Raw genomic sequence first — 25,807 nt, forward strand, 5'->3', positions numbered from 1 at the left:
AATAGGAAGATTATGGGAAATCATCAAAAAAAACAAATAAGCCTACTGATCTGTTTATATATCAGTATAATATTGCCACTATATGCCAATGATTTCCTGTTTACTTCCATCAATACTTCACACGGATTAAGCGACAACCAGATAAGATATATCCTACAACTACCTGACGGAAGAATGGTGTTTACTACTAATGGCAACATCAATTTATATGATGGTATACATTTCAGTTATCTGCATCGGACGGATAAAAATGTATATCCTTTAAAACAATATGACGGGTTCTACCGCATTTATCAAAGTGGAGACTCCCTACTTTGGGTGAAAGACTATCACAAACTAATGGGAATCAATCTCTACAAAGAGGAATATATCCGAGATTTAGAATCTTATTTCCAAAATAAAAATATACCGGAACCGATAGAAAATCTTTTTGCCGACTGTGCAGGACACATTTGGATACTGACAGACCATAAATTACAAGAATTACAAACCGGAATCCATATAACTTTATCCCCCAATGATACCCGCCAACTACAAGATCTAAATACGGAGAATGATTCACTTTACCTGTTCTATAATACGGGAGAAGTAGATTGTTATGACATGACAAGCAGAAAACGACTATACAGTGCTGCTGCCTATGCGGAAACCGAGCAACAATACTTTGCCCGAACCTCCTTGGTTGTCAAAGCTCCAAACAGCTTTTACCAATTACGCAACGGATATAAAGGTGGTTTGTTCTGTTTCAACACATGCCAACGGACATGGAAAAAGATACTTGAAGAAAACTATGCACTTAATACTTTAATCATCACCCCCGACAATCAAAAAGCGTATATAACCTGTGTACATGGTTTTTGGATACTGGATCTTACTAAGGAAAAACTGCAATATATTCCTATTTTGGAAACTAAAAACGGACAACGACTCTCAACAGAAATCAGCACTATATTCCAAGACCGACAAGGAGGATTATGGATTGGAACTCTCAACCGAGGATTACTATATTACCATCCGTCCATGCATAAACTTACCCAAATAAACCGTAACAATTTTCCAGTTGCTCCTGAAAAAGATATTGCAGTAGAAAGTTTTGCCGAAGACAATAAAGGAATGATCTATCTGAAAGAACATACTCATATTTACCGCTTGTCCACTGAAAAAGATGGAACACGCACCCTTATCTCCGAACATAATTCATCTATCCCTGCCGAAGTAAAAAAGAAATTCAACAGAGGAACAGAAACTGCCTTTTTCAAGGGAAAAACATATACGGCCCTATGTACTGACACACGAGGCTGGACTTGGGCAGGGACAGCAGATGGTCTGGAACTTTTTATACCGGACGAGCAAACCCCACGCATTTTTTATCGTGAAAATGGATTAAGTAATAACTTTGTACAAGGCATTATTGAAGATGATCACAATGATATCTGGGTAACTACAAGCAATGGAATCTCACGTATCCACATCAATCAGAAAAATAAAGAACCATACTTCACCAATTTCAATCAACAGGATGGCGCATTAGAAGGGGAATATCTAACAAAGGCTGTTTTCAAAGCATCGGACGGTACACTTTACTTCGGTGGCATAGACGGATTCAATATCTTCAATCCTGATAATGAATCAATCACTCCGGAACTCCCCTATTCCCCAGTGTTCACTTGTTTGCGGCTATACGGCAAAAAGATAAAACTTCCCCAAGCCAGCCCTTATACAAAAGAAATAGAACTGGGCTACAATCAGAATTTCCTCACTTTCGAATTCTCTGCTTTGAACTATATCAATAGTGAACGCACCTATTATCGTTATCAATTAGAAGGTATTGATAAAAACTGGATGAATGTTTTCACCAGCAAACCAGGCAATACCACAGCAGGTAATGGTATGCTTCAAGCGTCCTATACTAATTTACCTCCCGGAGAATACACATTCAAAGTTATGGCATCCGATACCCCTCTCCAGTGGAATGAAAAAATAACCGTTATAAAACTCACCATCCATGCCCCTTGGTGGAAAACAACCACCGCTTATACTATTTACCTGCTCATTTTACTATTTATTACAGTAGGAAGTATCCGTCTTTACATATGTTGGACCCGAAAAAAAATAGAGCGTCGGCATAAAGAGGAAATTCTACTACTCCGCATCCGCAACCTGATAGAGCAATGCAACAATTACGAAGCCGAACAAAAAGCACGTCTGGAAAAGAATGGCACAGCAACCTCCACTTGCTTTGAAAACGACAAGCAACCGGATCATCCTAAAACAACCAATACCGAATCCGCTTTTTTAGCACGGGCTATAGAACAGGTAGAAAAGAATATGCATGTCATCGGTTATTCAGTAGAACAGCTAAGTCGAGACCTTTGCATGGAAAGAACAGGACTTTATCGCAAACTAGTAAATTTATTAGATCAGTCTCCCAGCCTTTTCATCCGTAACATCCGTTTACAACGAGCTGCGCAACTACTTACTGAAAACGAACTCAGTATTGCAGAAATAGCAGAACGCACAGGCTTCAGCAGTTCCAGCTATCTAAGTAAGTGCTTCCAAGAAATGTATGGATGCCGCCCCTCCGAATACGCCAGAAAAATAAAGAAATCAACCTGATTATTATTGGATTCAACCTCATTGTTGCCTATTTAAAGCTTTTCGCCTTACCTTTGTAACAGTACAAAACACTAAAATACTATGAATATGAATTTTATTAAAAAAATGACTCTAACCCTAATTGGAGCAACTATCATTGCAACAAATGGCATCGCACAGAGTGTACAACACACCACACAAGGAATAACGTATACTACACAAGAAATAGATGTCAAAGTAGAATTTTACTCTCCCACCATTGTCCGTATTTATAAAACCCCCATTAAGAAACCTTATAAAAAAGAAAGTCTGGTCATTATCAAAACACCGGAAACCACCTCTGTAACTTTCGGTGAGAAAGGGAAAAATGTAACACTCAGCAGCAATGTTATACAAGTAGAAGTAAATCCTGAAACCGGAGGTATCCGTTTTTCCGACAAAGAAGGAAAATTATTACTGACTGATAAAGATTATGGTACCCAATTCACCCCCTTCGATGACGCCGGCGTTCCATCATATAATGTTCGTCAAGCTTTCTTACTGGACAAAGATGAAGTGATTTACGGACTAGGACAGCAACAAACAGGAAAAGTGAACCAACGGAATCAGAAACTATTTCTCCGTAACCAAAACATGAGCATTTGCATTCCGTTTATTCATTCAATAAAAGGATATGCCCTTTATTGGGACAATTACTCCCCCACCACTTTTGTAGACAATCCACAAGAAATGTCTTTTGACTCGGAAGTAGGTGATTGTGCAGATTATTATTTCATTTACGGCGGCAATGCAGATAAAGTAATAGCCAATGTACGCGAACTGACTGGACAGGCTCCTCTCTATCCGCTTTGGGCACTAGGATTCTGGCAATGTCGCGAACGTTATAAAAGCCCGGATGAATTATGCGAAGTTGTAGATAAGTACCGTAAACTGAAAGTCCCTCTGGATGGCATTATACAGGATTGGCAATATTGGGGATGCGACTCTAACTGGAATGCCATGAAGTTCCAAAATCCCCGTTACATCAACAAAATGGGCGATAAAGAATATATGAAATATCTTCCAAACGGAGAAGATAAAAGCGCACGTTACGGTACTCCAAGAATCAAAACTCCCAAAGAAATGATTGACTATGTGCACAAACAAAATGCACATATCATGATCTCCGTATGGGCTTCTTTCGGCCCTTGGACTGAAATGTATCAAAAAATGGACAGTCTGAAAGCACTTCTTCAATTTGATACTTGGCCCAACAATGCCGGAGTCAGGCCATACGACCCTTATAATCCTGTTGCACGTGATCTCTATTGGTCAGAGATGAAAAAGAACATATTCGATCTGGGCATGGACGGTTGGTGGCTAGACTCTACTGAACCCGATCACATGAATCTGAAGGACCAGGATTTTAATACTCTCACCTATTTGGGAACTTTCCGCAGAGTACATAATGCTTTCCCGTTAATGTCCAATAAAGGAGTATATGAACATCAACGAGCTACTACTTCGGACAAACGAGTATTCCTACTCACTCGTTCTTCTTTCCTAGGACAGCAACGCTATGCTTCTCATTCGTGGAGCGGAGATGTAGTTTCTACCTGGGAAGTCATGCGCAAACAATTAGCAGCCGGATTGAATTACTCATTATGCGGCATTCCCTATTGGAATACAGATTTGGGAGGATTCTTTGCCTGGAAATACAATAATAATGTAAACAACATAGCTTATCACGAGTTACATGTCCGCTGGTATCAATGGGGAGTGTTTCAACCCATTATGCGCTCACACAATTCTAGTCCGGTAGCAATCGAAATATACCAATTCGGCCAAAAAGGCGACTGGGCCTATGATGCGTTAGAAAAATATACTCACCTGCGTTATCGCCTGCTACCTTATCTTTATAGCACTTCCTGGGAGGTAACCAGCAAAGCAGGCAGCTTTATCCGCCCATTAATGATGGATTTCCCGAAAGATCCCAAAGTACTTGATATGGATACCGAATATATGTTCGGACATAATTTCCTAGTACGTCCCGTTACAGACTCGCTTTATACATGGCAAGACAAAAATCAGAACGGTTACTTAAAAGATTTAAAAAAGATTGGAAATACAGAGGTATATTTACCTAAAGGAGCAAACTGGACAGACTTTTGGACCGGGCAAACTTTGGAAGGCGGGCAAACGATCCAACGGGAAGTACCCATTGATATTATGCCTATTTATGTACGTGCGGGATCTATCCTTCCTTGGGGACCAGCAGTGCAATACTCTACAGAAAAGAAGTGGGATAATCTGACGATTCGCATCTATCCGGGTGCTGATGCGGAATTTACCCTTTATGAAGATGAATTTGATAATTATAATTATGAAAAAGGTGCTTACACAACCATCCTGATGAAATGGGATGACAAAGAGCGCACACTGACTATTAACGAGCGAAAAGGCAACTACAAAGGTATGCTGAAAAACCGCAAATTCAACATCATACTTGTTGAACCGGGGAAAGGATGTGGAGATGAGGATAGCCCCACCTTTGACCAATCTATTTCCTATAAAGGGAAACAAGTCAATGTGAAATTATAAATACATTCCCCGTTGGTAAAGCTTCTTAAGTTTCATAACACAATCTGAAAAAAATCAATTTTGCCAACGGGACTTTATATATGACGGAAATAAATTCAAGAGATCAATAGAATTTATATCACTACTTGATATATTTATTGCAGATACTTTTTATCACTGATTAGAGAAAGCCATAAGATGGATGCAGATGTTATAACCTTTTTTCATTGATCTCAACATAAACAATATCGTACTCGGAAGATATGGCAGCATACAAATCAACTGCCACTACCCTAGAATTCTTTATTCATCGATATTACATGAATAAATACCCAGGCAGTGGCAGTAGAAATAAAATCTAAAAGAAACACTCCCGCTTCTTACAGTTTCACTTTCTTTTTAGTACCTTTCGACTCATTGTGCAAACGATCCAACGCTGTCACCACATACTGGTACTTCGTTTTTCCATCGTTATAAGGTAATGGATAAAAATGATCACGGGTAATGGCTACAATATGGGAAGCATCATCCAAATTGACTTTTTCTTTTTTATCAAAGCGATAAACCACATACTGTACAGCTTTGTCCATCTCGTCCTTTGCCTTCGGAGCTGTCCAGAAGAGTACTGGACCTTCATACGTCCATACCATCTTTACCTTCTTTACTTTACCTGGAGCCTTATCGTCCATAAAAGGAGATTCAGGAATCAAAGCCGGATAACGATGATACTCCTTCTCCAACATAGTGCGGTAATTACCGGCGTTATCCACCACTGCTGCAGCATACCATTGACAACTTCCCTGCACGGTAGGAAGCGACCGTTGCAACTTCATTTTGGCAGGCATCTGGTTTTGTAATGGATTACGGGCATCCGCCTTGTTCACCGTACGCATCACATCCTGACCGATAAATAACGGACGCGAAGCGGCATGTTTTGCCCACCAATGTATCAAGTTGTCATAATCGGCAGCAGGATGACCTATTTCCCAATAAATCTGAGGGATATTATAATCTACCCAACCATTATTAATCCACATCAGCACATCTGCATATAAATCATCATAATTCTGAAGACCACGTGTATCACTTCCATTCGGATCATTTTTCTTGTTACGATAGATACCAAAAGGAGAAACACCGAACTTCACCCACGGCTTACACTCGCGCACTGTCTCATGGATTTCCTTTATCAGCACATTCACGTTGTCACGGCGCCAATCGGCTTTATTACTGTATCCGCGACCATATTGCGCAAAACTGACATGATCAGGAAAATCCTCGCCCGGGTTGGGATAAGGATAAAAATAATCATCCATATGAATGGCATCCACATCATAACGAGTAACAATATCGCGCACAATCTTACAAATATATTTTCGGTTTTCGGGCAAAGCCGGATCAAAATAAAGCTGACCAGCATAATTCACGAAACGTTCCGGATTCTTATTATACGGATGAATGGGTGATAAGGCAGTAGTTCCCTTTGTCTTGGCACGGTAAGGGTTAATCCAGGCATGGAACTCCATTCCACGCTTATGGCATTCATCAATCATGAACTGCATCGGGTCCCAATAAGGTGAAGGCACTCTACCCTGCACTCCCGTAAGAAAGCGGCTCCACGGCTCATAAGAAGATTTATACAAGGCATCGGCTTCTGCACGTACCTGAAAAATTATCGCATTAATGCCTGCGCCTTGCAGACTGTTTAGTTGATTTATTAATAGCTGCTGCATCTTCTCTGCCGGCATCCCTTGGAACTGTCCATTCACACACTGAATCCATGCACCGCGGAACTCACGTTTAGGATAACGTGTCTGAGCACTGACAACAGAAGTAAAAAGTAGTGCTATCAATAAAAGAAGAATAGTTTTTGCTCTCATTTTGTTATTCTTGTTTAATACGCTTGCAAAGATAAGAAAACTTATAATTATCTTTGCATATTAAACCAAATTCAATAAAGAATGTCAGAAAGTAACTATATATCCATAAAAGGAGCAAAGGTAAACAACCTCAAAAACATCGATGTCAACATACCACGCAATAAGCTGGTCGTTATCACGGGCCTATCCGGTTCCGGAAAATCATCATTGGCTTTTGATACATTATACGCTGAAGGTCAGCGACGCTATGTAGAAAGCCTATCATCATACGCCCGCCAATTTCTGGGCCGTATGAGCAAACCTGAGTGTGATTTCATTAAAGGTATACCACCCGCTATCGCCATAGAGCAAAAAGTGAACAGCCGCAATCCACGTTCCACCGTGGGGACTTCCACCGAAATATATGAGTATCTGCGACTACTCTATGCACGCGTGGGGAAGACTTATTCTCCCATTAGCGGGCAACTGGTGAAAAAGCATAGTATTGAAGATATTGTAAGCTGTATGCTCTCCTTTCCTAAAGGAACGAAATACACGGTTCTCACTCCTATGATGCCCCGTGAAGGCCGTACACTGCGTCAACAGCTAGAAATGGACTTTAAACAAGGATTCACCCGTGTAGAGGTTAACCGTGAAATAGTTCGTATAGAAGATTTTCTGCAACAAACAGCTGCCGAAGATAAAAGACAAAACATCTATCTGCTGGTAGATCGCATGACAGCCGATGATAGCAAAGACAGTATCAGTCGCCTCACCGATTCTGCCGAAACAGCCATGTACGAGGGAGACGGAAATTGCCTCCTCCGCTTCTACTCTGCTGACGGAAGTACGCAGCTATTCTCTTTCAGCACTAAATTCGAAGCCGACGGAATTAAATTCGAAGAACCGAATGACCAAATGTTTTCATTCAATTCCCCTCTCGGAGCTTGTCCCGAATGCGAAGGCTTCGGTAAAGTGATAGGTATAGATGAACATCTGGTGATTCCAAACCGTGCTCTAAGTGTATATGACGGAGCTGTCCTCTGCTGGCGCGGAGAAAAGATGGGGGAATGGTTACAAGAATTCATTCATGAAGCTCCCGCCCACGATTTTCCCATCTTTGCCCCTTATTATGAACTGACACAGGAACAAAAAGATTATTTATGGCATGGACCTAGAAATAAGGCCTGTATAGATTCTTTCTTCAGAATGCTGGAAGAAAATCAATATAAAATACAATATCGTGTGATGCTGGCACGATACCGGGGAAAAACTATTTGTCCTGTCTGCCATGGAACACGCTTGAAAAAAGAAGCCGGTTATGTAAAAGTAGGTGGAAAATCCATTTCTCAACTGGTTGACTTACCTATTCATGACTTAAAAGAATTCTTCCGCACTCTAGAACTAGATGCACATGATACAGCCATCGCCAAACGGATCTTAACGGAAATTACCAACCGCATCAACTTCCTCATGGATGTAGGTTTGGGATATCTTACACTGAACCGTCTCAGCAACTCACTCTCCGGCGGCGAAAGTCAGCGCATCAATCTGGCCACCTCATTAGGCAGCAGCTTGGTAGGCTCACTCTATATTCTAGACGAACCCAGTATCGGATTACACAGCCGTGACACTGACCGGCTGATAAAAGTACTTCGTCAGTTACAGGAACTGGGAAACACCGTAGTAGTGGTAGAACATGATGAAGAAATAATCCGTGCTGCCGATTATATCATTGATATCGGTCCTCAAGCAGGACGTTTAGGAGGACAGATAGTATATCAAGGCAGCATGAACGATCTTCAAAGAAACAGTAATAGTTATACGGTACGCTATTTGTTGGGAGAAGAAAACATAGAGATCCCCCGATGCCATCGTCCGTGGAACAATTATATAGAAATAAAAGGTGCACGTGAAAACAACCTTAAAGGCATTGACGTAAAATTTCCACTGAATGTAATGACGGTAGTTACGGGGGTCAGCGGTTCGGGAAAGAGTACGTTGGTACGTGATGTCTTTTACAAGGCATTGAAACGCGAATATAGTGAAGCTAGCGAACGGCCGGGTGAGTTCATCTCTTTGGAAGGGGATGTACAGCTAGTGAAAGATATTGAATTTGTAGACCAGAATCCTATCGGAAAATCATCACGCAGCAATCCGGTGACCTATGTAAAAGCATACGACGAAATACGCAAACTCTTTGCCGAACAGCCTCTTGCCAAACAAATGGGATATACTGCCGGATATTTCTCATTCAATACCGAAGGCGGTCGTTGTGAGGAATGTAAAGGTGACGGTACGGTAACCGTTGAAATGCAATTTATGGCAGATTTGGTATTAGAATGTGAATCTTGTCATGGAAAACGTTTCAAGAGCGACACACTGGAAGTAAAATTTCAAGATAAGAACATCTATGATATTCTGGAAATGACAGTGAATCAAGCTATCGAATTCTTCACCGAATACAATCAAAAAAAGATAGTGAAAAAACTAACCCCATTACAAGAAGTGGGATTGGGATATATAAAGTTGGGACAAGCCTCCTCCACTCTTTCCGGTGGCGAGAATCAACGCGTAAAACTAGCCTATTTTCTGAGCATAGAGAAAGCACAACCCACTATTTTTGTATTCGATGAACCAACCACAGGTCTGCATTTTCATGATATCAAGAAACTGCTGGAAGCATTTGAAGCCTTAATCAGCCGCGGACATACCATTATCATTATCGAGCATAATATGGATGTGATAAAATGTGCCGACCATGTGATTGACCTAGGGCCCGAAGGAGGAAATATGGGAGGAAATCTGGTAGTTGCGGGCACTCCGGAAGAGGTTGCAGCATGTGCGGCATCTTATACGGGACAGTTTTTGAAGGAAAAACTGGCGATGGATTCTCCTGATTGATTTTTTATTCACCGCTGATTGTCCAAACTGACACAAATTATTAAATATGATTATACGCAATATACCACTAGATGATAAATGGGAATTTAAAAGTGATTTATTCCGTTCTGTAAATTTAGCATTTTGTGGTATGATTGCAGAATCATTTTACTAAAAATCTGTTTTAATGTTTTCCGCATTGTCAATCTAAATCTAAACGAAAATATGAGTAAATTTAGAATTGAATTAATAACCTTATAAATCAACAGAATATGAAAAAACTTTTTTTACTACTCTTGCTGTTCCCTTTCCTATTGGGATGTTCACAAAAAGAGAAAGAATTCACCGTTCTTCAATGGAACATTTGGCAAGAAGGAACTGTAATTCCCGGTGGTTACGACGCTATTGTGAATGAAATAGCCCGTCTTCGTCCGGACTTCGTCACATTGAGCGAAGTACGTAATTACGAAAACACCAATTTCACTGCCCGCCTAGTGCAATCATTAAAGGAAAAAGGAGAAACCTATTATTCCTTCTATACCTATGATACAGGTCTGTTAAGCCGATACCCCATCACTGATTCATTAACCGTTTTCCCCGAAAAGAATGACCACGGCAGTATCTATCGCCTTACAGCCGATATGAACGGACAGAAAATAGCAGTCTACACCGCTCATCTTGATTATTTGGATGACGCCTATTATAATGTACGCGGATATGATGGTTCTACTTGGGAAGAAATCCCTATCCCCACTACCGTAGAAGAAGTATTAAAGAGAAATGTAGCCTCACAACGCGATGACGCCATCAGACTATTCATTAAACAGGCAAAAAAAGATCGTGCAGCCGGCTACACCATCATTTTAGGAGGAGATTTTAATGAACCTTCACATCAAGATTGGACTGAAGAGACCAAAGACCTGTATGACCATCATGGCTTTGTAATCCCCTGGACAGTTCCTGTCCTGTTAGACGAAGCCGGATTGAAAGACGCCTATCGAGAATTCTATCCAGATGTATTAAACTATCCCGGCTTCACTTATCCTTCGGATAATCCGGCAAAGCCCGCCGACAAAATAACCTGGGCTCCCAAAGCAGATGAACGCGACCGTATAGATTACATTTGGTATTATCCCGAAAAGGGGTTGAAAGTGAAAGACGCCGCCATTTTCGGTCCGAAAAATTCTATAGTCCGTGCACAGCGTGTTCAGGAAACATCTAAAGACAAGTTTATAGAACCATTGGGCGTATGGCCTACAGACCATAAAGGAGTACTGGTTACTTTCCAATATCCCGCCAAATAATATCGTTTTTCCCAATATTTCTGTTATCTTTGTCCAATAACCTAATTTATTATCCTATGACCAAATGTACACATAAACAGTTAATGACCGCCTGTATGTTAGCAGGCACATTGATGTTGGGAGCATGTACCGGTACTCCCCCTGTAACAAAAGAGGTATCCATTGTACCCATAACCAACCATCTGGAGGAAACAAACGGTGCTTTTGTATTGAAAAGTAATACCTCCATCGGTGTTATTGACGCCGAACTAATTCCCGCAGCCGAGTATTTGGCCGATATGCTTTCCAGAGCCACAGGCTACGACCTTAAAGTCAAAGAAGGCGAAGGAACCATCACCCTTGCCTTGGGTGATGTTCAAGGAAAAGAAGGAGCTTATACCCTGACATCCGAGAGCGATAAGGTCAACATTACAGGTAACTCTTACGGAGGTGTCATTGCAGGTATCGAATCACTCAGACAGCTGTTTCCCCCGCAAATAGAATCTAAGGAAATTGTTAAAGGTACAGACTGGGCCATACCGGCCGTTAACATTCAAGATGCCCCCCGCTTTGAATGGAGAGGCATTATGCTGGACGTATCCCGCCATTTCTACACAATAGGTGAGGTGAAAGAATTACTGGATGTCATGGCCCTTTACAAGATGAATAAATTCCACTGGCATCTTACCGACGACCAAGGATGGCGTATTGAAATCAAGAAATATCCTTTACTGACGGAAAAAGGAGCATGGCGCAAATTCAATTCTCATGATCGCGAATGCATACGTCAGTCAAAGACTAATAACAACCCGGATATGGCAATTCCTGAAGACAAGATACGCATCGTAGAAGGTGACACCTTATATGGAGGCTACTACACTCAGGAAGATATCAAGGATGTCATAGCATACGCCAAAATACGAGGCATAGATATTATTCCCGAAATTGATATGCCGGGACACATGCTGGCAGCTGTAAGTAACTATGAAGGTGTTTCCTGTTTTAACGAAACCGGTTGGGGAAGTGTCTTCTCCTCACCTGTTTGTCCGGGGAAAGACTCCGCATTGGAATTCTGCAAGAATGTTTATACAGAACTGATAGCCCTTTTCCCCTATAAGTATGTACATATAGGAGGTGACGAAGTAGAAAAAACTAATTGGAAAAAATGTCCGGACTGTCAGAAACGTATGCATGACAATAATCTGAAAACTGAAGAAGAACTGCAATCATGGTTCATTCATGACATGGAGAGATTCTTTAACGAGAAAGGCAAAGAAATGATAGGCTGGGATGAAATCATTGAAGGCGGATTGTCTAAAACAGCTACCGTAATGTGGTGGCGCAGCTGGGTAAAAGATGCAGCAACCAAGACAACAGCACAAGGCAACCCTGTCATTTTCACTCCTAACGGACAATTTTATTTGGATTATGCAGAAGATAAGAACTCTATGGCAAGTATTTATAATCTGGATACGACAGACAACCTGACCTCCGAGCAACAGTCGCTGATTTTAGGAGTGCAGGGAAATATTTGGTGCGAATGGATTCCTTCCAACGCACGTATGCAATATATGGCCATTCCACGTTTGCTGGCTATTGCCGAACTAGGTTGGAGCAAACCGGAGCAAAAAGATTGGAGTGCCTTCCAACAACGCCTGTCTGATCAGTTTGAACGTCTCAATATCATGGGTATCAATTACCGTATACCCGATTTGGAAGGCTTTAATGCCGTCAACGCCTTTATCGGTGAAGGAGCCATCAATGTAACTTGCCTTGACCCCACTGCGGAAATTCACTATACCACTGATGGCAGTACTCCTACTTTACAATCTCCCATATATGAAGGTCCCATCAAAGTGACTGAAACCACAGACTTTACTTTCTGCACCTTCCGCCCTAATGGAAAGAAAGGTGACATAGTCAAGACCCGTTTCATCAAAAGTGAATATACTCCCTCTGTAACTGCCGCTCCTTCCAATCCGGGTTTGAAAGCTACATGGCACGAATTTAAAGGAAATAAATGCAGTGAAATAGAAAAAGCTCCGGTCAATGGTACTTATCCAGTGGAAGATGTTATGATTCCTAAAAAAGTAAAAGGAAATATCGGACTGATTATCAAAGGATATTTCAATGCTCCTCAAGACGATATCTACACTTTTGCACTCCTATCCGATGATGGTAGTACATTAACTATAGACAGTGAACAGATAGTAGACAATGACGGACCTCACGGGCCTAAAGAAATAGTGGGGCAAAAAGCATTGGCAAAAGGATATCATCCAATGGAATTACGTTATTTCGACCAGAACGGAGGACAACTGAAATTAAAAGTAACAGGGAGTGATGGTAAAGAAATTCCGTTCACGCATCTCTATGCGCATTAATCTTACATAAAAAGTTTTTCACCACAGATTATACAGATTTACATAGATTGAATTTCAATGAATTCTCCCATTCAATAATCTGCGTAATCTGTGGTGGAATTAAATCAATCAGAAATAAACCCCGAATCCTATCTTGAATCCTAATTTACTAAATTCTGAAGTATCACTAAAACTCAAGTCATAATATACAGACGGTTCAATAGTCACATTTCTACCCAAGAAAAAAGCATATCCGACTTCCGGTGTCAAACAAACCAGATTCTTTTTAAATCCTACACAAGAAAGGTGTTTATACGCCATTCCTAGTCCTCCATAAATACCGCAACTGGAAAAATAATAACGTCCCTGTGCACCAATACTGGTTTCATCCATTCCATGTTCTACATAATTGCCTTTAAAATTCAGCAACACAGCCACATTATCGGCTACAAATGCGCCGCCGGTTAAAGCAAAACCAAAATTTGTTCCTTCATTCTTGCTATGAGATAGGTCAAGCCCTGTCAATGAAGCATTCACATACCATACATCCTTCTCAAATTGAGCATGTGCACTCAGTTCAGTCATTACCAACAGCATCAAGCTGACTAAAATTTTCTTCATAATGTTGTCGTTTAATAGTTATTTTTTGTTTTCCAAATCACGTTCACGTCTTTCCTCCGCCTTTTCTTTCTTACGAAGGACAATCCATAACAACGCTATAATCATATAGGATAAACCTACTGTGAGATACTTTTCCGTATCACTTATTTCCGTATTGCGCGGAATAAAATAAACGGCCATCGCTGTAGTATAGACCAATAAAGCTACAGGCAACCAAATCGATTTTCTATATTTTTTCATAAACTATGCTGTTTTGTTTCCTATACCAACTTGCAAACCCTATAGCGGCTACCAACGTACAAAGACTACCAACTATATAAGATACATAATCCGAAAACGCTAATCCTTCGGGGGCTATGCAAATATAAGTAGAACATACAGCCGTCATAAACAGGGCAGGAAACAAGGTGATATAATAATTCTTTTTCGCACGTACTAGAAAAACAGTGACCGCCCACAAAGTAAACACAGACAAAGCCTGATTACACCAGGCAAAATAACGCCATATCATATCAAATCCCGCCGCATCACGCTGACTGTACAATAATATACCGATAGTTACCGCAAAAATAGGAATACAAATCAATAAACGTTTCGCTATACTTTTTTGTTCCAAATGCATAAAATCGGCAACAATCAAACGAGCTGAACGCAAAGCGGTATCTCCACTGGTAATAGGAGCGGCAATTACCCCCAGTACAGCCAATAAACCTCCTATCGTACCCAACCATTCCTTGGTTATGCTGTCCACAATAATCGAAGCATTACTCTCCTCCATACCATTTTGATGAAAAAAATAAGTAGCGGCAGCAGCCCAAATCAATGCCACTATCCCTTCGGTCACCATCGCTCCATAAAAAATAGGACGACCATACTTCTCATTCTTCATACAACGTGCCATCAGTGGAGATTGTGTGGCATGAAAGCCACTGATTGCCCCACAAGCAATAGAAACAAACATTATAGGAAAAATTGGTAATCCGGCAGGATGGGTATTATGTAGACCATCCGTAATTTCGGGCAATGCCGGATGATTCCATAACAACATCACCAAAATCCCCACTGCCATAAACAATAAAGCAATGGCAAACAATGGATATATTTTTCCTATAATCTTATCTACCGGCAACAATGTAGCCAACATATAATAGAAAAACACAACAATAATCCAAAAAGTAACATCCATATACTCCGGAGTAAGTTTGGCAAGCAATCCGGCTGGTCCTGCCACAAAAACCGCTCCGACTAATATCATCAGCACAACCGTAAAACCACGCATTAACTGCTTTGTGGGAAGCCCTAAATAACGACCGATAATTTCCGGCAAACTCTCGCCCTCATGCCGAATGGAAAGCATTCCGGACAAATAATCGTGTACCGCCCCGGCAAAAATGGTACCTAAAACAATCCACAAATAAGACGCCGTACCAAACTTCGCTCCCATTATAGCACCGAAAATAGGTCCTAAGCCGGCTATATTCAAAAATTGAATCATAAAAATCTTCCAAGTAGGAAGTGGAATAAAGTCAACACCATCCGCCATGGTCAGGGCAGGTGTCTTCCTAATCTTGTCAGGACCGAACACACGTTCCACATAACTTCCATACAAAAAGTATCCGCCTACAAGAACCAATAATGCAATAATAAAGGTTATCATATTCTATTTTTTGTTTTGTTGGGGCAAAAGTAACGAATTAATTGATTACTTCGTATCTTTGCCCTAAAATTAAAGTAAATGCGAACATTCTTTATAACTTTATTACTAGTCATAGTGAGTTTCTTATCAGTTTTCTCACAACCTAAATATGAAATCCGTGCCACCTGGCTCACTACGCTTGGAGGAATGGACTGGCCTCGTAACAAGGCAATAAACGCATCAGGCATCCGGCGTCAGCAAAAAGAATTATGTGATATACTGGATCGTCTGAAAGCCGCCAATTTCAATACGGTATTGTTGCAAACCCGTCTGCGCGGAGATATGATTTATCCTTCCGCCATAGAAACTTTCGCCGAATCACTGACAGGTAGCACAGGAGGGAATCCCGGATATGACCCTTTGGCTTTCGCCATCGGAGAATGCCACAAACGAGGCATGGAACTACATGCATGGATTGTTACGATTCCTGCCGGAAATACCCGTCAAGTACAATTGCAAGGACGTAGCTCCGTAGTACGGAAAAACCGGACAATTTGCAAACTTTATAAAGGTAACTGGTACTTGGACCCGGGAAATCCGGGAACCAAAGAATATCTGTCATGCATAGTAAAAGAAATAACTTCCCGTTATGATATAGACGGCATTCATTTCGATTACATCCGCTACCCCGAGCAAGCCGATAACTTTCCTGACAAGGACACCTACCGGAAATACGGTAAAGGTAAGGAGTTGAAACAATGGCGGCGTGATAATATCACAGATATTGTGCATAGGCTCTATACCGACATCAAGACTATCAAACCCTGGGTGAAAGTCAGCAGTTCCCCTATTGGCAAATACCGAGATACCAACCGATACCCCTCCCGTGGATGGAACGCTTATCATGTAGTTTACCAAGATGCTCAGAAATGGCTAAAAGAAGGTATTCATGATGCATTGTTCCCGATGATGTATTTTCAGGGAAATAATTTCTATCCTTTTGCATTGGATTGGAAAGAGAATTGTGGTAACCGCTGGATAATACCTGGTTTGGGTATTTATTTCCTCTCTCCCAACGAACAAAATTGGCCGTTGGACGAAATAGTCCGCCAACTTTATTTCACCCGTCAGATAAAACTAAACGGACAAGCCTATTTCCGCAATCGTTTTCTATTAAACAACACCAAAGGCATTTGGGACGAACTCCAAGAGAATTTCTATACCACTCCGGCATTGATTCCCCCAATGACCTGGATGGACAGCATCCCCCCATCCACTCCGGCCATGCCTTCCCTGCAACTGTTGCCGGACGGAAAAATGCACATGAGCTGGCAGATTTCCACAGATAACAACGGAGGTCTTGTCACCTATCATCTTTATGCCTCAGATACCTATCCAGTAGATATCACAGATGCCGGAAACTTACTGGAAACCTATCTCACCCATACGGAATACGAATATACCCCTATTTCACCTTGGCGACAAAAACGTTATTTTGCCGTAACTGCTGCCGACCGTTTCGGAAACGAAAGCGCTCCCTTGGAACTGAATGCAATTTCAGAAACGGACATGCCTTTACTAAATGACGGAGATATTCTCACCCTGCCTGAAATAAAAGAAGCAAAAACAGTGAAAATATTTACTGCTACCGGTGAAGAAATAAAATATTTTGTTTATGCACCCCAAATGTCCATAGCCTCATTACCTGGCGGATTCTATACAGTATATATCTTGAATAATGCAGGAGCACAAACCTTTGTCGGAACAATCGTAAAATAAAAAATGCAAACTGTTTTTTTGGTATGACACATTATGTCGTTGCAGATGCCCGGCTCTCAAAAAGTTTGTCTGCCGGGAATCTCCATCTTTGTTGTTAAGTTATAATCTGATAAAACTTTACATACTGTTATTTTTCGTTTCCGCACTGCAATGTTTTTTGTCCCGTCACCGCATTATGCTGATATACAGCGATATATGGTGACGTAATTTTCTGTATCCCCACAAAGTGTTTTTTTCGTTTTTCCTTGCGGAAGCCAGCTCGTCAGATGCCGGTTGTCATATTGGATACATAATCTTGATATATTTACGGCAGTATCCGTGCAAGAAGAGTGCACCATCTGTACCATCACTCAGGTGAACAGGCCCTGTCATTCGGGTGAAGAGCCGTTGTCACCTGTGTGAAACCGCCGCTTCACACAGGTGAAGCAATAAAGCCATAAAGCTGTTTTCATGGTAACATACTGCCGGCAAAAGTACATCTGTTGGAATTTTGCCGTTATGGGTGCGATGATCGCAATGTTGTACATTGACCGCGATTACCTACCGTTTCGGGGCCTTTATAGATATTTTCACACCGGAACATACTGGTAATGAAGACGATGAAGTGACGGGGAAATTTTATATTTCACGTTAAATTAGGCTGTGTTTTCTTTTATAGTTTTTAAGATATTTGATATTAATAGAGGTGGTTGTACTATGCGTCTTTCTTTATGGCGTTATATTGATAAGGCATTGTAACATATAAATAATGTATGATATCAATGTCAGTTCGATATAAATATTAAATTTACTCGTCTAAAAAATAAGAGTATAGCAATAAATCTAAAACAGGAACGGCAATAATATGGAAACAGAATAAATCTCTTCTCCTCTTTTATTTTCATAAAACTCAAGGCTATAAGCAAAATAATAACTATTTTTGCACATTCAATTGAATAAAATATATAACTCATGAGCAATCAACGATACATGCAGCGCGGTGTGTCAGCATCCAAGGAAGATGTGCACAACGCCATTAAGAACATTGACAAAGGTATTTTTCCACAAGCTTTTTGTAAAATCATCCCCGATATTCTAGGCGGAGATCCTGAATATTGCAACATTATGCACGCTGACGGTGCAGGCACCAAATCATCACTGGCTTATTTGTATTGGAAAGAAACCGGCGATTTAAGCGTATGGAAAGGCATTGCACAAGATGCACTGATTATGAACATCGATGACTTGTTGTGTGTAGGTGCAGTAGATAATATTCTGGTTTCATCAACTATCGGCCGTAATAAGCTACTCGTTCCGGGTGAAGTAATTTCCGCTATCATCAACGGAACGGATGAACTGTTGGCCGAACTTCGCGAAATGGGTGTAGGCGTATACGCTACCGGAGGCGAGACTGCTGATGTAGGTGACTTGGTTCGTACCATCATCGTAGATTCTACCGTAACATGCCGCATGAAACGTACCGATGTCATTAACAATGCCAATATTCGCCCGGGTGACGTCATCATAGGTCTGGCATCTTACGGACAGGCTACTTATGAAAAAGAATACAACGGAGGCATGGGCAGCAATGGACTCACCAGCGCCCGCCACGACGTGTTCGCAAAATACTTGGCTGAGAAATATCCCGAAAGCTATGACAAGGCAGTACCTGAAGAACTAGTATACAGTGGCAATTTGAAGCTGACCGATACTGTAGAAGGAAGTCCTCTGGATGCAGGAAAGCTGGTACTCTCACCTACCCGTACCTATGCTCCGGTAGTGAAGAAATTACTGGATGCGCTCCGACCTGAAATTCACGGAATGGTTCACTGCTCAGGCGGTGCTCAAACCAAAGTCCTGCACTTTATAGGAAACAATTGCCGTGTAGTAAAGGACAACCTGTTCCCTGTCCCCCCTCTGTTCAAAACCATCAAGGAACAAAGCGGCACCGATTGGGAAGAAATGTACAAAGTATTTAATATGGGCCACCGACTGGAAGTTTACCTCTCACCCGAACATGCCGAAGAGGTGATCGCCATCAGCAAGTCATTCAATATTGACGCGAAGATTGTGGGACGTATAGAAGAAAGTGACAAGAAGGAACTAATTATCAAAAGTGAGTTTGGAGAATTCAAATACTGACAAGCAATATTATAATAACGCTTCCAAGCATGCTACATTAAAAAAAAGATTTTTTTATGGCATGGGAGCAATAATATGCTCATTAGTTACAATTGATACAACACGCGAGTTGTATTTCATCTCTACCGCATGGGGTCATGAAGCAACTTGGCATGACATACTATATATAGTAAGAAAAGTACTTGCCATACTTGGGTGGATATTACTCACTTGGTATGTCGCAAATAAATGTTTAGAAAAGAATGGCAGAAAACAATAATACATTACTTGAGAAATTAGACGGGTTAGTGGCTCGCTTTGAGGAAGTTTCCACCCTCATTACAGACCCTAATGTCATAGCTGACCAAAAACGTTATGTCAAGCTCACCAAGGAATACAAGGACTTGAATGACATCATGAAAGCCCGTAGAGAATATATACAATGCCTGAATGGACTGGAAGAGGCCAAACAAATCATGACTAACGAATCCGACCCGGAGATGAAAGAAATGGCACGCGAAGAGGCAAATCTCTGCGAAGTCCGCATTCCAGAACTGGAAGAGGAAATCAAACTACTACTCGTTCCTGCGGATCCGCAAGATGACCGAAATGCTATTCTGGAAATACGCGGTGGTACGGGAGGTGATGAAGCCGCCATTTTTGCAGGTGACCTGTTCCGTATGTACTCCAAATACTGCGAGACAAAAGGTTGGAAACTGGAAGTATCCAGCGCCAATGAAGGAGCAGCAGGAGGTTTTAAGGAAATTATCTGCTCCGTAACCGGAGATAAAGTATATGGCACTTTGAAATATGAATCGGGCGTACATCGTGTACAACGTGTACCAGCCACCGAAACCCAAGGACGTGTACATACTTCAGCCGCATCAGTCGCCGTTTTACCCGAAGCAGAGCCTTTTGATGTGGAAATCAACGAAGGGGAAATCAAGTGGGACACTTTCCGAAGCGGTGGTGCCGGCGGACAGAACGTAAATAAGGTGGAATCCGGAGTACGCCTGCGCTACAACTGGAAGAATCCCAACACCGGGATAGTAGAGGAAATCCTGATAGAATGTACCGAAACCCGTGACCAGCCGAAGAATAAAGAACGAGCCCTTTCTCGCCTGCGTACCTTTATATATGATAAAGAACACCAAAAGTACATTGACGACATTGCCAGCAAACGCAAAACGATGGTATCTACCGGAGACAGATCGGCAAAAATACGTACCTACAATTATCCACAAGGACGTATCACCGACCACCGCATCAACTATACCATTTACAATTTGGCCGCCTTTATGGATGGAGACATTCAAGACTGTATCGACCATTTGACTGTAGCCGAGAATGCAGAACGTTTGAAAGAGAGCGAATTATAATTAAAATATCGTAAACCATAAACTGTAAATATAATAATGAACAAGCAACAATTATTTGAAAATATCCAAAAGAAAAAATCATTCCTCTGTGTAGGGCTAGATACCGACATAAAGAAAATTCCCGAACATCTGTTAAAAGAAGAAGACCCGATTTTCGCCTTCAATAAAGCTATCATTGACGCTACTGCCCCTTATTGCATCGCCTATAAACCCAATCTGGCCTTTTATGAAAGCATGGGCGTAAAAGGATGGATCGCTTTCGAAAAGACTGTATCCTACATCAAGGAAAACTATCCCGACCAATTCATCATTGCCGATGCAAAACGTGGCGATATTGGAAACACTTCGGCTATGTATGCCCGCACATTCTTTGAAGAGCTGGACATTGACTCAGTCACCGTAGCTCCTTACATGGGTGAAGACAGCGTGACTCCCTTCCTGAGTTACGAAGGCAAATGGGTAATCCTGCTAGCACTTACCAGCAACAAGGGTTCCCACGACTTCCAGCTGACCGAAGACACCAACGGCGAACGCCTTTTCGAAAAAGTATTGCGCAAATCACAAGAATGGGCCAACGATGAAAACATGATGTATGTAGTAGGCGCCACACAAGGACGTGCTTTCGAAGACATCCGTAAAATTGTCCCCAACCACTTCCTGCTTGTACCTGGAATCGGTGCACAAGGAGGTTCTCTAGAGGAAGTCTGCAAATATGGCATGAATAGTACCTGTGGACTTATTGTTAATTCAAGCCGTGCCATTATCTATGCGGATAAAACTGAGAATTTTGCGACTGTAGCAGGACAAGAAGCTCAGAAAGTCCAGGCACAGATGGAGAAAATAATGTGCCAATAAAACAATGTGCTAATATGCAAATTACCAGGTAGATACATAGCGTAGTACATTGGTTTATTAGCATATCAGCACACTGAATAATCATTCCCCATGAGTGACCGAAAAATTATAAATGACCCCGTCTTCGGGTTTATCAACATCCCGAAGGGGTTACTATATGACATTGTATGTCACCCATTGCTGCAACGTCTTACCCGCATCAAGCAACTGGGCCTGTCCTCTGCTGTATATCCGGGAGCACAACATACCCGTTTCCAACACTCATTAGGTGCTTTCCACTTAATGAGTGAAACTATCAAACACCTTACCGCCAAAGGTAACTTCATCTTTGACAGCGAAGCGGAAGCCGTACAAGCTGCCATCCTGTTACACGACATCGGACACGGTCCCTTCTCCCATGTGCTGGAAAACACATTGGTAGGAGGTGTTTCACATGAAGAAATCTCCTTGATGCTGATGGAACGAATAAACAAGGACATGAAAGGTCAACTCAATCTTGCCATACAGATATTCAAAGATGAATATCCCAAGAAATTCCTGCACCAACTGGTCAGTGGCCAATTGGATATGGATCGTTTGGACTATTTGCGGCGTGACAGTTTCTATACCGGTGTATCCGAAGGCAATATCGGGTCCGCCCGCATCATCAAAATGCTTGATGTAAAAGACGATCACCTGGTAGTAGAGTCTAAAGGTATTTACTCCATCGAAAATTTCCTGATGTCCCGCCGCCTGATGTACTGGCAGGTATATCTGCACAAGACATCCGTTGCCAGTGAAAAAATGCTGATCAACACTCTGACACGAGCAAAGGAATTAGCTTTACGTGGCGTGGAGCTGTTCGCCTCACCCGCTTTAAGATTCTTTTTATACCACTCTATTGATAAAAAAGAATTTTATAACAGCCCGGATTGTCTTGAAAATTTTATTCAATTAGATGATAATGATATATGGACCGCACTGAAAGTTTGGAGCAATCACAGCGATGTGGTATTGTCCACTCTGAGCCGTGGAATGATTAACAGGAGACTATTCAAAGTAGAGGTGACCTCCTCTTCTATCACAAAAACGCGAAAAGAAGAAATTCTTTCTAGGATAAGTAAACAACTGAATATCAACAAAAAAGAAGCAAAATACTTCCTATCTATATCCAGTATAGAAAACAATATGTATAAAAAGGAGGATGACAGTATTGAAATCATCTATAAAGATGGCAGCACCTGTGATATAGCCAAGGCTTCAGATATGCTCAACATCTCTCTCCTCTCCCGAAAAGTCAAGAAATATTATATATGTTACCTGCGTTCCGAAAACGACGGACATTAAATAATTAGCGAATTGTACGGATATATAAAAAAAAAATGCGTAATTCGCATAATTAATGATGTGTTTACACTAACATGTAACACGCAAGTAACAAAACTGAAACATTTAGAACATAAAGAATTAGACAGTATTATGGAGTTCTCAGCTAAACAAATTGCGGAATACATCCAGGGAATTATTGTTGGCGATGAAAACGCAACTGTGCATACTTTTGCTAAAATAGAGGAAGGCGTGCCGGGAGCGATTTCTTTTCTTTCAAATCCTAAGTATACTCATTACATTTACGATACTCAGTCTACCATTGTGTTGGTAAACAAAGATTTCGTTCCCGAGCAAGAAGTAAAAGCTACCTTAATCAAGGTAGACAACGCCTACGAAAGCCTGGCTAAATTACTGACGCTCTATGAAATGAGCAAACCTAAAAAGACCGGTATAGATCCGCTGGCATACGTTGCCCCCACTGCGAAGTTGGGGAAGGATGTATATATCGCTCCGTTTGCCTGCGTAGGCGATGGTGCTGAGATTGGGGACAACACTTCCCTCCATCCGCACGCTACTGTAGGAAGTCATGCCAAAGTAGGTAATAATTGTACACTTTATCCACATGCCACTATCTATCACGACTGCTTGGTAGGAAACAACTGTACCCTGCATGCAGGCTGCGTAATCGGTGCTGATGGATTCGGATTCGCACCTTCTCCCGAAGGGTACGAAAAAATTCCACAAATAGGCATTGCCATCATAGAAGATAATGTGGAGATTGGTGCTAATACTTGCGTAGATCGTGCCACCATGGGTGCCACCATTGTACATAAAGGGGTGAAACTGGACAACCTGATCCAGATAGCACACAATGTGGAAGTAGGAAGCCACACTGTCATGGCATCACAGGTGGGTATTGCAGGTTCTACCAAAGTAGGTGAATGGTGTATGTTTGGCGGACAAGTAGGACTAGCCGGACATATTAAGATAGGTGACAAGGTAGGTATCGGCGCACAAGCAGGCGTTCCCGGCAACGTGAAATCCAACGAGCAAATTCTAGGCACTCCGGCCATCGACGCCAAGAATTTCATGAAATCATCGGCCGTATACAAAAAACTACCCGAAATGTACGCCACACTGAACGCCATGCAGAAAGAGATAGAAGAATTAAAAAAACAACTAAATAAATAAACCCCATGTTGAAACAGAAGACATTAAGAGGCAGTTTTTCTTTAAATGGAAAAGGCCTTCACACCGGAGTAAACTTGACGGTGACATTCAATCCTGCACCGGACAACCACGGGTATAAAATCCAACGAATTGATCTTGAAGGACAACCAATAATTGATGCCGTAGCAGAAAATGTAGGTGATACCACCCGCGGCACTGTGCTGATGAAAAACGGAATAAAAGTAAGTACAGTAGAACATGCTTTGGCAGCTCTTTATGCAGCTGGTATAGACAACTGCCTGATTCAGGTAAGCGGTCCCGAATTCCCTATTCTGGACGGCAGTGCTAAAGCGTATGTAGAAAATATACAGCGTGTAGGAATCGAAGAACAGAATGCTGTCAAGGATTACTATATTATAAAATCAAAAATCGAATTTAGGGACGAGGAAACCGGATCTTCCATCATTGTTCTTCCGGACGAAAATTTCAGTGTGAACGCACTGATCTCTTATCAGTCTAAAATACTGTCCAATCAGTTCGCCACACTGGAAGACATGGCTAAATTCCCCACCGAGGTAGCTTCCGCGCGTACCTTTGTATTCGTCCGCGAAATAGAACCATTGCTGGGTGCCGGACTGATCAAGGGAGGCGATCTGGACAACGCCATCGTAATTTACGAAAAAGAGATGAGCCAAGAAAATTATGACAAGCTGGCCGATGTCATGGGTGTTCCCCACATGGACGCCACCAAACTGGGCTATATCAATCATATCCCTCTGGTATGGGACAACGAACCGGCACGTCACAAGCTACTGGATATCATCGGTGACTTGGCACTGATAGGCAAGCCCATCAAAGGCCGTATCATCGCCACCCGTCCTGGGCACACCATTAATAACAAGTTTGCCCGCCAAATACGCAAAGAAATCAAACTTCACGAAATACAGGCCCCATCCTATAACTGCAATGAATCCCCCATCATGGACGTAAACCGCATTCGCGAGCTGCTCCCGCACCGTTATCCGTTCCAGTTGGTGGACAAAGTCGTTGCCATCGGCGCGAACCACATTGTCGGTGTGAAAAATGTAACAGCCAACGAACCTTTCTTCCAGGGACATTTTCCGCAGGAACCTGTCATGCCTGGTGTACTTCAAGTAGAGGCCATGGCACAATGCGGCGGTCTGCTTGTTTTGAACTCAGTGGATGAACCCGAAAGGTACTCCACCTACTTCATGAAGATAGACGGAGTGAAGTTCCGTCAGAAAGTAGTGCCGGGAGACACTTTATTGTTCCGTGTTGAATTGTTGGCTCCTATCCGCCGGGGCATCTCCACAATGAAAGGATATGTGTTTGTAGGCGAGAAAGTAGTCTGCGAAGCCGAGTTTATGGCACAAATAGTAAAAAATAAATAACCACT

General features: G+C 41.8%; 16 protein-coding genes. 12 read left to right on the top strand and 4 right to left on the bottom strand.

Annotated features, from left to right (window positions below; translation table 11 throughout):
• The first annotated feature begins 12 nt into the window (after nt 1-12).
• Together GKD17_RS16590 and GKD17_RS16595 are read left to right on the top strand one after the other, a co-directional pair.
• Nucleotides 13-2,616 carry a helix-turn-helix domain-containing protein gene (locus tag GKD17_RS16590; protein WP_007831724.1) on the top strand — a complete coding sequence of 868 codons (2,604 nt, stop codon included), beginning with the start codon at nt 13-15 and terminating at the stop codon, nt 2,614-2,616.
• Between the two features lie 87 nt (nt 2,617-2,703).
• Nucleotides 2,704-5,175 carry a glycoside hydrolase family 31 protein gene (locus GKD17_RS16595; protein WP_032935595.1) on the top strand — a complete coding sequence of 824 codons (2,472 nt, stop codon included), beginning with the start codon at nt 2,704-2,706 and terminating at the stop codon, nt 5,173-5,175.
• 359 nt (nt 5,176-5,534) lie between these two features.
• Here GKD17_RS16595 and GKD17_RS16600 read toward each other — a convergent pair whose 3' ends face one another.
• Entirely contained in the window at nt 5,535-7,034 is a 1,500-nt protein-coding gene (locus GKD17_RS16600) for a glycoside hydrolase family 10 protein (RefSeq protein ID WP_007831719.1), read from the bottom strand.
• A gap of 81 nt (nt 7,035-7,115) precedes the next feature.
• Between GKD17_RS16600 and uvrA the strand changes: the two genes are divergently transcribed.
• The 3 genes from uvrA (at nt 7,116) to GKD17_RS16615 (ending at nt 13,563) form a co-directional block, all read left to right on the top strand.
• Entirely contained in the window at nt 7,116-9,917 is a 2,802-nt protein-coding gene (gene uvrA / locus GKD17_RS16605) for an excinuclease ABC subunit UvrA (RefSeq protein WP_007831717.1), read from the top strand.
• Nucleotides 9,918-10,168: 251 nt separating this feature from the next.
• Complete coding sequence (locus tag GKD17_RS16610) at nt 10,169-11,200, top strand: endonuclease/exonuclease/phosphatase family protein (protein WP_007831715.1); 1,032 nt, start codon at nt 10,169-10,171, stop codon at nt 11,198-11,200.
• A 56-nt stretch (nt 11,201-11,256) separates the two neighbouring features.
• The gene (locus GKD17_RS16615) at nt 11,257-13,563 is read left to right on the top strand and encodes a family 20 glycosylhydrolase (protein ID WP_007831713.1); all 2,307 of its coding nucleotides are present in this window, start codon (nt 11,257-11,259) and stop codon (nt 13,561-13,563) included.
• Nucleotides 13,564-13,671: 108 nt separating this feature from the next.
• On the opposite strand, the gene GKD17_RS16620 is transcribed toward GKD17_RS16615, so the two are convergent.
• Genes GKD17_RS16620 through GKD17_RS16630 form a run of 3 tightly spaced genes read right to left on the bottom strand, consistent with a single transcriptional unit; the run spans nt 13,672 to nt 15,820 of the window.
• The gene (locus tag GKD17_RS16620) at nt 13,672-14,163 is read right to left on the bottom strand and encodes a hypothetical protein (protein WP_007831711.1); all 492 of its coding nucleotides are present in this window, start codon (nt 14,161-14,163) and stop codon (nt 13,672-13,674) included.
• A gap of 18 nt (nt 14,164-14,181) precedes the next feature.
• A complete protein-coding gene (locus GKD17_RS16625; RefSeq protein WP_005851069.1) occupies nt 14,182-14,403 on the bottom strand; it encodes a hypothetical protein in 222 nt (73 codons plus the stop codon).
• Nucleotides 14,390-15,820 carry a carbon starvation CstA family protein gene (locus GKD17_RS16630; protein WP_007831707.1) on the bottom strand — a complete coding sequence of 477 codons (1,431 nt, stop codon included), beginning with the start codon at nt 15,818-15,820 and terminating at the stop codon, nt 14,390-14,392. The genes GKD17_RS16625 and GKD17_RS16630 overlap by 14 nt, the downstream gene beginning before the upstream one ends.
• Nucleotides 15,821-15,898: 78 nt before the next feature.
• On the opposite strand from GKD17_RS16630, the gene GKD17_RS16635 reads away from it, so the two are divergent.
• From GKD17_RS16635 to GKD17_RS16665, 7 genes are all read left to right on the top strand, one after another.
• Nucleotides 15,899-17,578, top strand: a complete 1,680-nt coding sequence (locus GKD17_RS16635; RefSeq protein WP_007831704.1) for a glycoside hydrolase family 10 protein — start codon at nt 15,899-15,901, stop codon at nt 17,576-17,578.
• Nucleotides 17,579-18,529: 951 nt separating this feature from the next.
• On the top strand, nt 18,530-19,699 hold the full coding sequence (locus tag GKD17_RS16640) for an AIR synthase-related protein (RefSeq protein WP_007839792.1): 1,170 nt from the start codon (nt 18,530-18,532) through the stop codon (nt 19,697-19,699).
• Nucleotides 19,700-19,941: 242 nt separating this feature from the next.
• The gene (prfA, locus tag GKD17_RS16645; protein WP_007831699.1) at nt 19,942-21,057 is read left to right on the top strand and encodes a peptide chain release factor 1; all 1,116 of its coding nucleotides are present in this window, start codon (nt 19,942-19,944) and stop codon (nt 21,055-21,057) included.
• Nucleotides 21,058-21,093: 36 nt separating this feature from the next.
• Nucleotides 21,094-21,912 carry an orotidine-5'-phosphate decarboxylase gene (pyrF, locus tag GKD17_RS16650; protein WP_005843024.1) on the top strand — a complete coding sequence of 273 codons (819 nt, stop codon included), beginning with the start codon at nt 21,094-21,096 and terminating at the stop codon, nt 21,910-21,912.
• A 90-nt stretch (nt 21,913-22,002) separates the two neighbouring features.
• Entirely contained in the window at nt 22,003-23,238 is a 1,236-nt protein-coding gene (locus GKD17_RS16655) for an HD domain-containing protein (protein WP_007831698.1), read from the top strand.
• Between the two features lie 132 nt (nt 23,239-23,370).
• Nucleotides 23,371-24,411: a UDP-3-O-(3-hydroxymyristoyl)glucosamine N-acyltransferase gene (lpxD, locus tag GKD17_RS16660; protein ID WP_007839790.1), complete on the top strand. Its 1,041-nt coding sequence runs from the start codon at nt 23,371-23,373 to the stop codon at nt 24,409-24,411.
• A gap of 5 nt (nt 24,412-24,416) precedes the next feature.
• Nucleotides 24,417-25,802 (top strand): bifunctional UDP-3-O-[3-hydroxymyristoyl] N-acetylglucosamine deacetylase/3-hydroxyacyl-ACP dehydratase, encoded by a 1,386-nt coding sequence (locus tag GKD17_RS16665; protein ID WP_007831696.1) that lies wholly within the window; start codon nt 24,417-24,419, stop codon nt 25,800-25,802.
• The last annotated feature ends 5 nt before the right edge of the window (nt 25,803-25,807 follow it).

The organism is Phocaeicola dorei (assembly GCF_013009555.1).
Classification (GTDB): domain Bacteria; phylum Bacteroidota; class Bacteroidia; order Bacteroidales; family Bacteroidaceae; genus Phocaeicola; species Phocaeicola dorei.

Bases quoted from the DNA above. Each gene is read 5' to 3' on its own strand.
- GKD17_RS16600 (WP_007831719.1), bottom strand. From the start codon at position 7,034: ATGAGAGCAAAAACTATTCTTCTTTTATTGATAGCACTACTTTTTACT.
- GKD17_RS16640 (WP_007839792.1), top strand. From the start codon at position 18,530: ATGAGCAATCAACGATACATGCAGCGCGGTGTGTCAGCATCCAAGGAA.
- GKD17_RS16615 (WP_007831713.1), top strand. From the start codon at position 11,257: ATGACCAAATGTACACATAAACAGTTAATGACCGCCTGTATGTTAGCA.
- uvrA (WP_007831717.1), top strand. From the start codon at position 7,116: ATGTCAGAAAGTAACTATATATCCATAAAAGGAGCAAAGGTAAACAAC.
- GKD17_RS16635 (WP_007831704.1), top strand. From the start codon at position 15,899: ATGCGAACATTCTTTATAACTTTATTACTAGTCATAGTGAGTTTCTTA.
- prfA (WP_007831699.1), top strand. From the start codon at position 19,942: ATGGCAGAAAACAATAATACATTACTTGAGAAATTAGACGGGTTAGTG.
- GKD17_RS16595 (WP_032935595.1), top strand. From the start codon at position 2,704: ATGAATTTTATTAAAAAAATGACTCTAACCCTAATTGGAGCAACTATC.
- GKD17_RS16625 (WP_005851069.1), bottom strand. From the start codon at position 14,403: ATGAAAAAATATAGAAAATCGATTTGGTTGCCTGTAGCTTTATTGGTC.
- pyrF (WP_005843024.1), top strand. From the start codon at position 21,094: ATGAACAAGCAACAATTATTTGAAAATATCCAAAAGAAAAAATCATTC.
- GKD17_RS16610 (WP_007831715.1), top strand. From the start codon at position 10,169: ATGAAAAAACTTTTTTTACTACTCTTGCTGTTCCCTTTCCTATTGGGA.
- GKD17_RS16665 (WP_007831696.1), top strand. From the start codon at position 24,417: ATGTTGAAACAGAAGACATTAAGAGGCAGTTTTTCTTTAAATGGAAAA.
- lpxD (WP_007839790.1), top strand. From the start codon at position 23,371: ATGGAGTTCTCAGCTAAACAAATTGCGGAATACATCCAGGGAATTATT.
- GKD17_RS16590 (WP_007831724.1), top strand. From the start codon at position 13: ATGGGAAATCATCAAAAAAAACAAATAAGCCTACTGATCTGTTTATAT.
- GKD17_RS16620 (WP_007831711.1), bottom strand. From the start codon at position 14,163: ATGAAGAAAATTTTAGTCAGCTTGATGCTGTTGGTAATGACTGAACTG.
- GKD17_RS16630 (WP_007831707.1), bottom strand. From the start codon at position 15,820: ATGATAACCTTTATTATTGCATTATTGGTTCTTGTAGGCGGATACTTT.
- GKD17_RS16655 (WP_007831698.1), top strand. From the start codon at position 22,003: ATGAGTGACCGAAAAATTATAAATGACCCCGTCTTCGGGTTTATCAAC.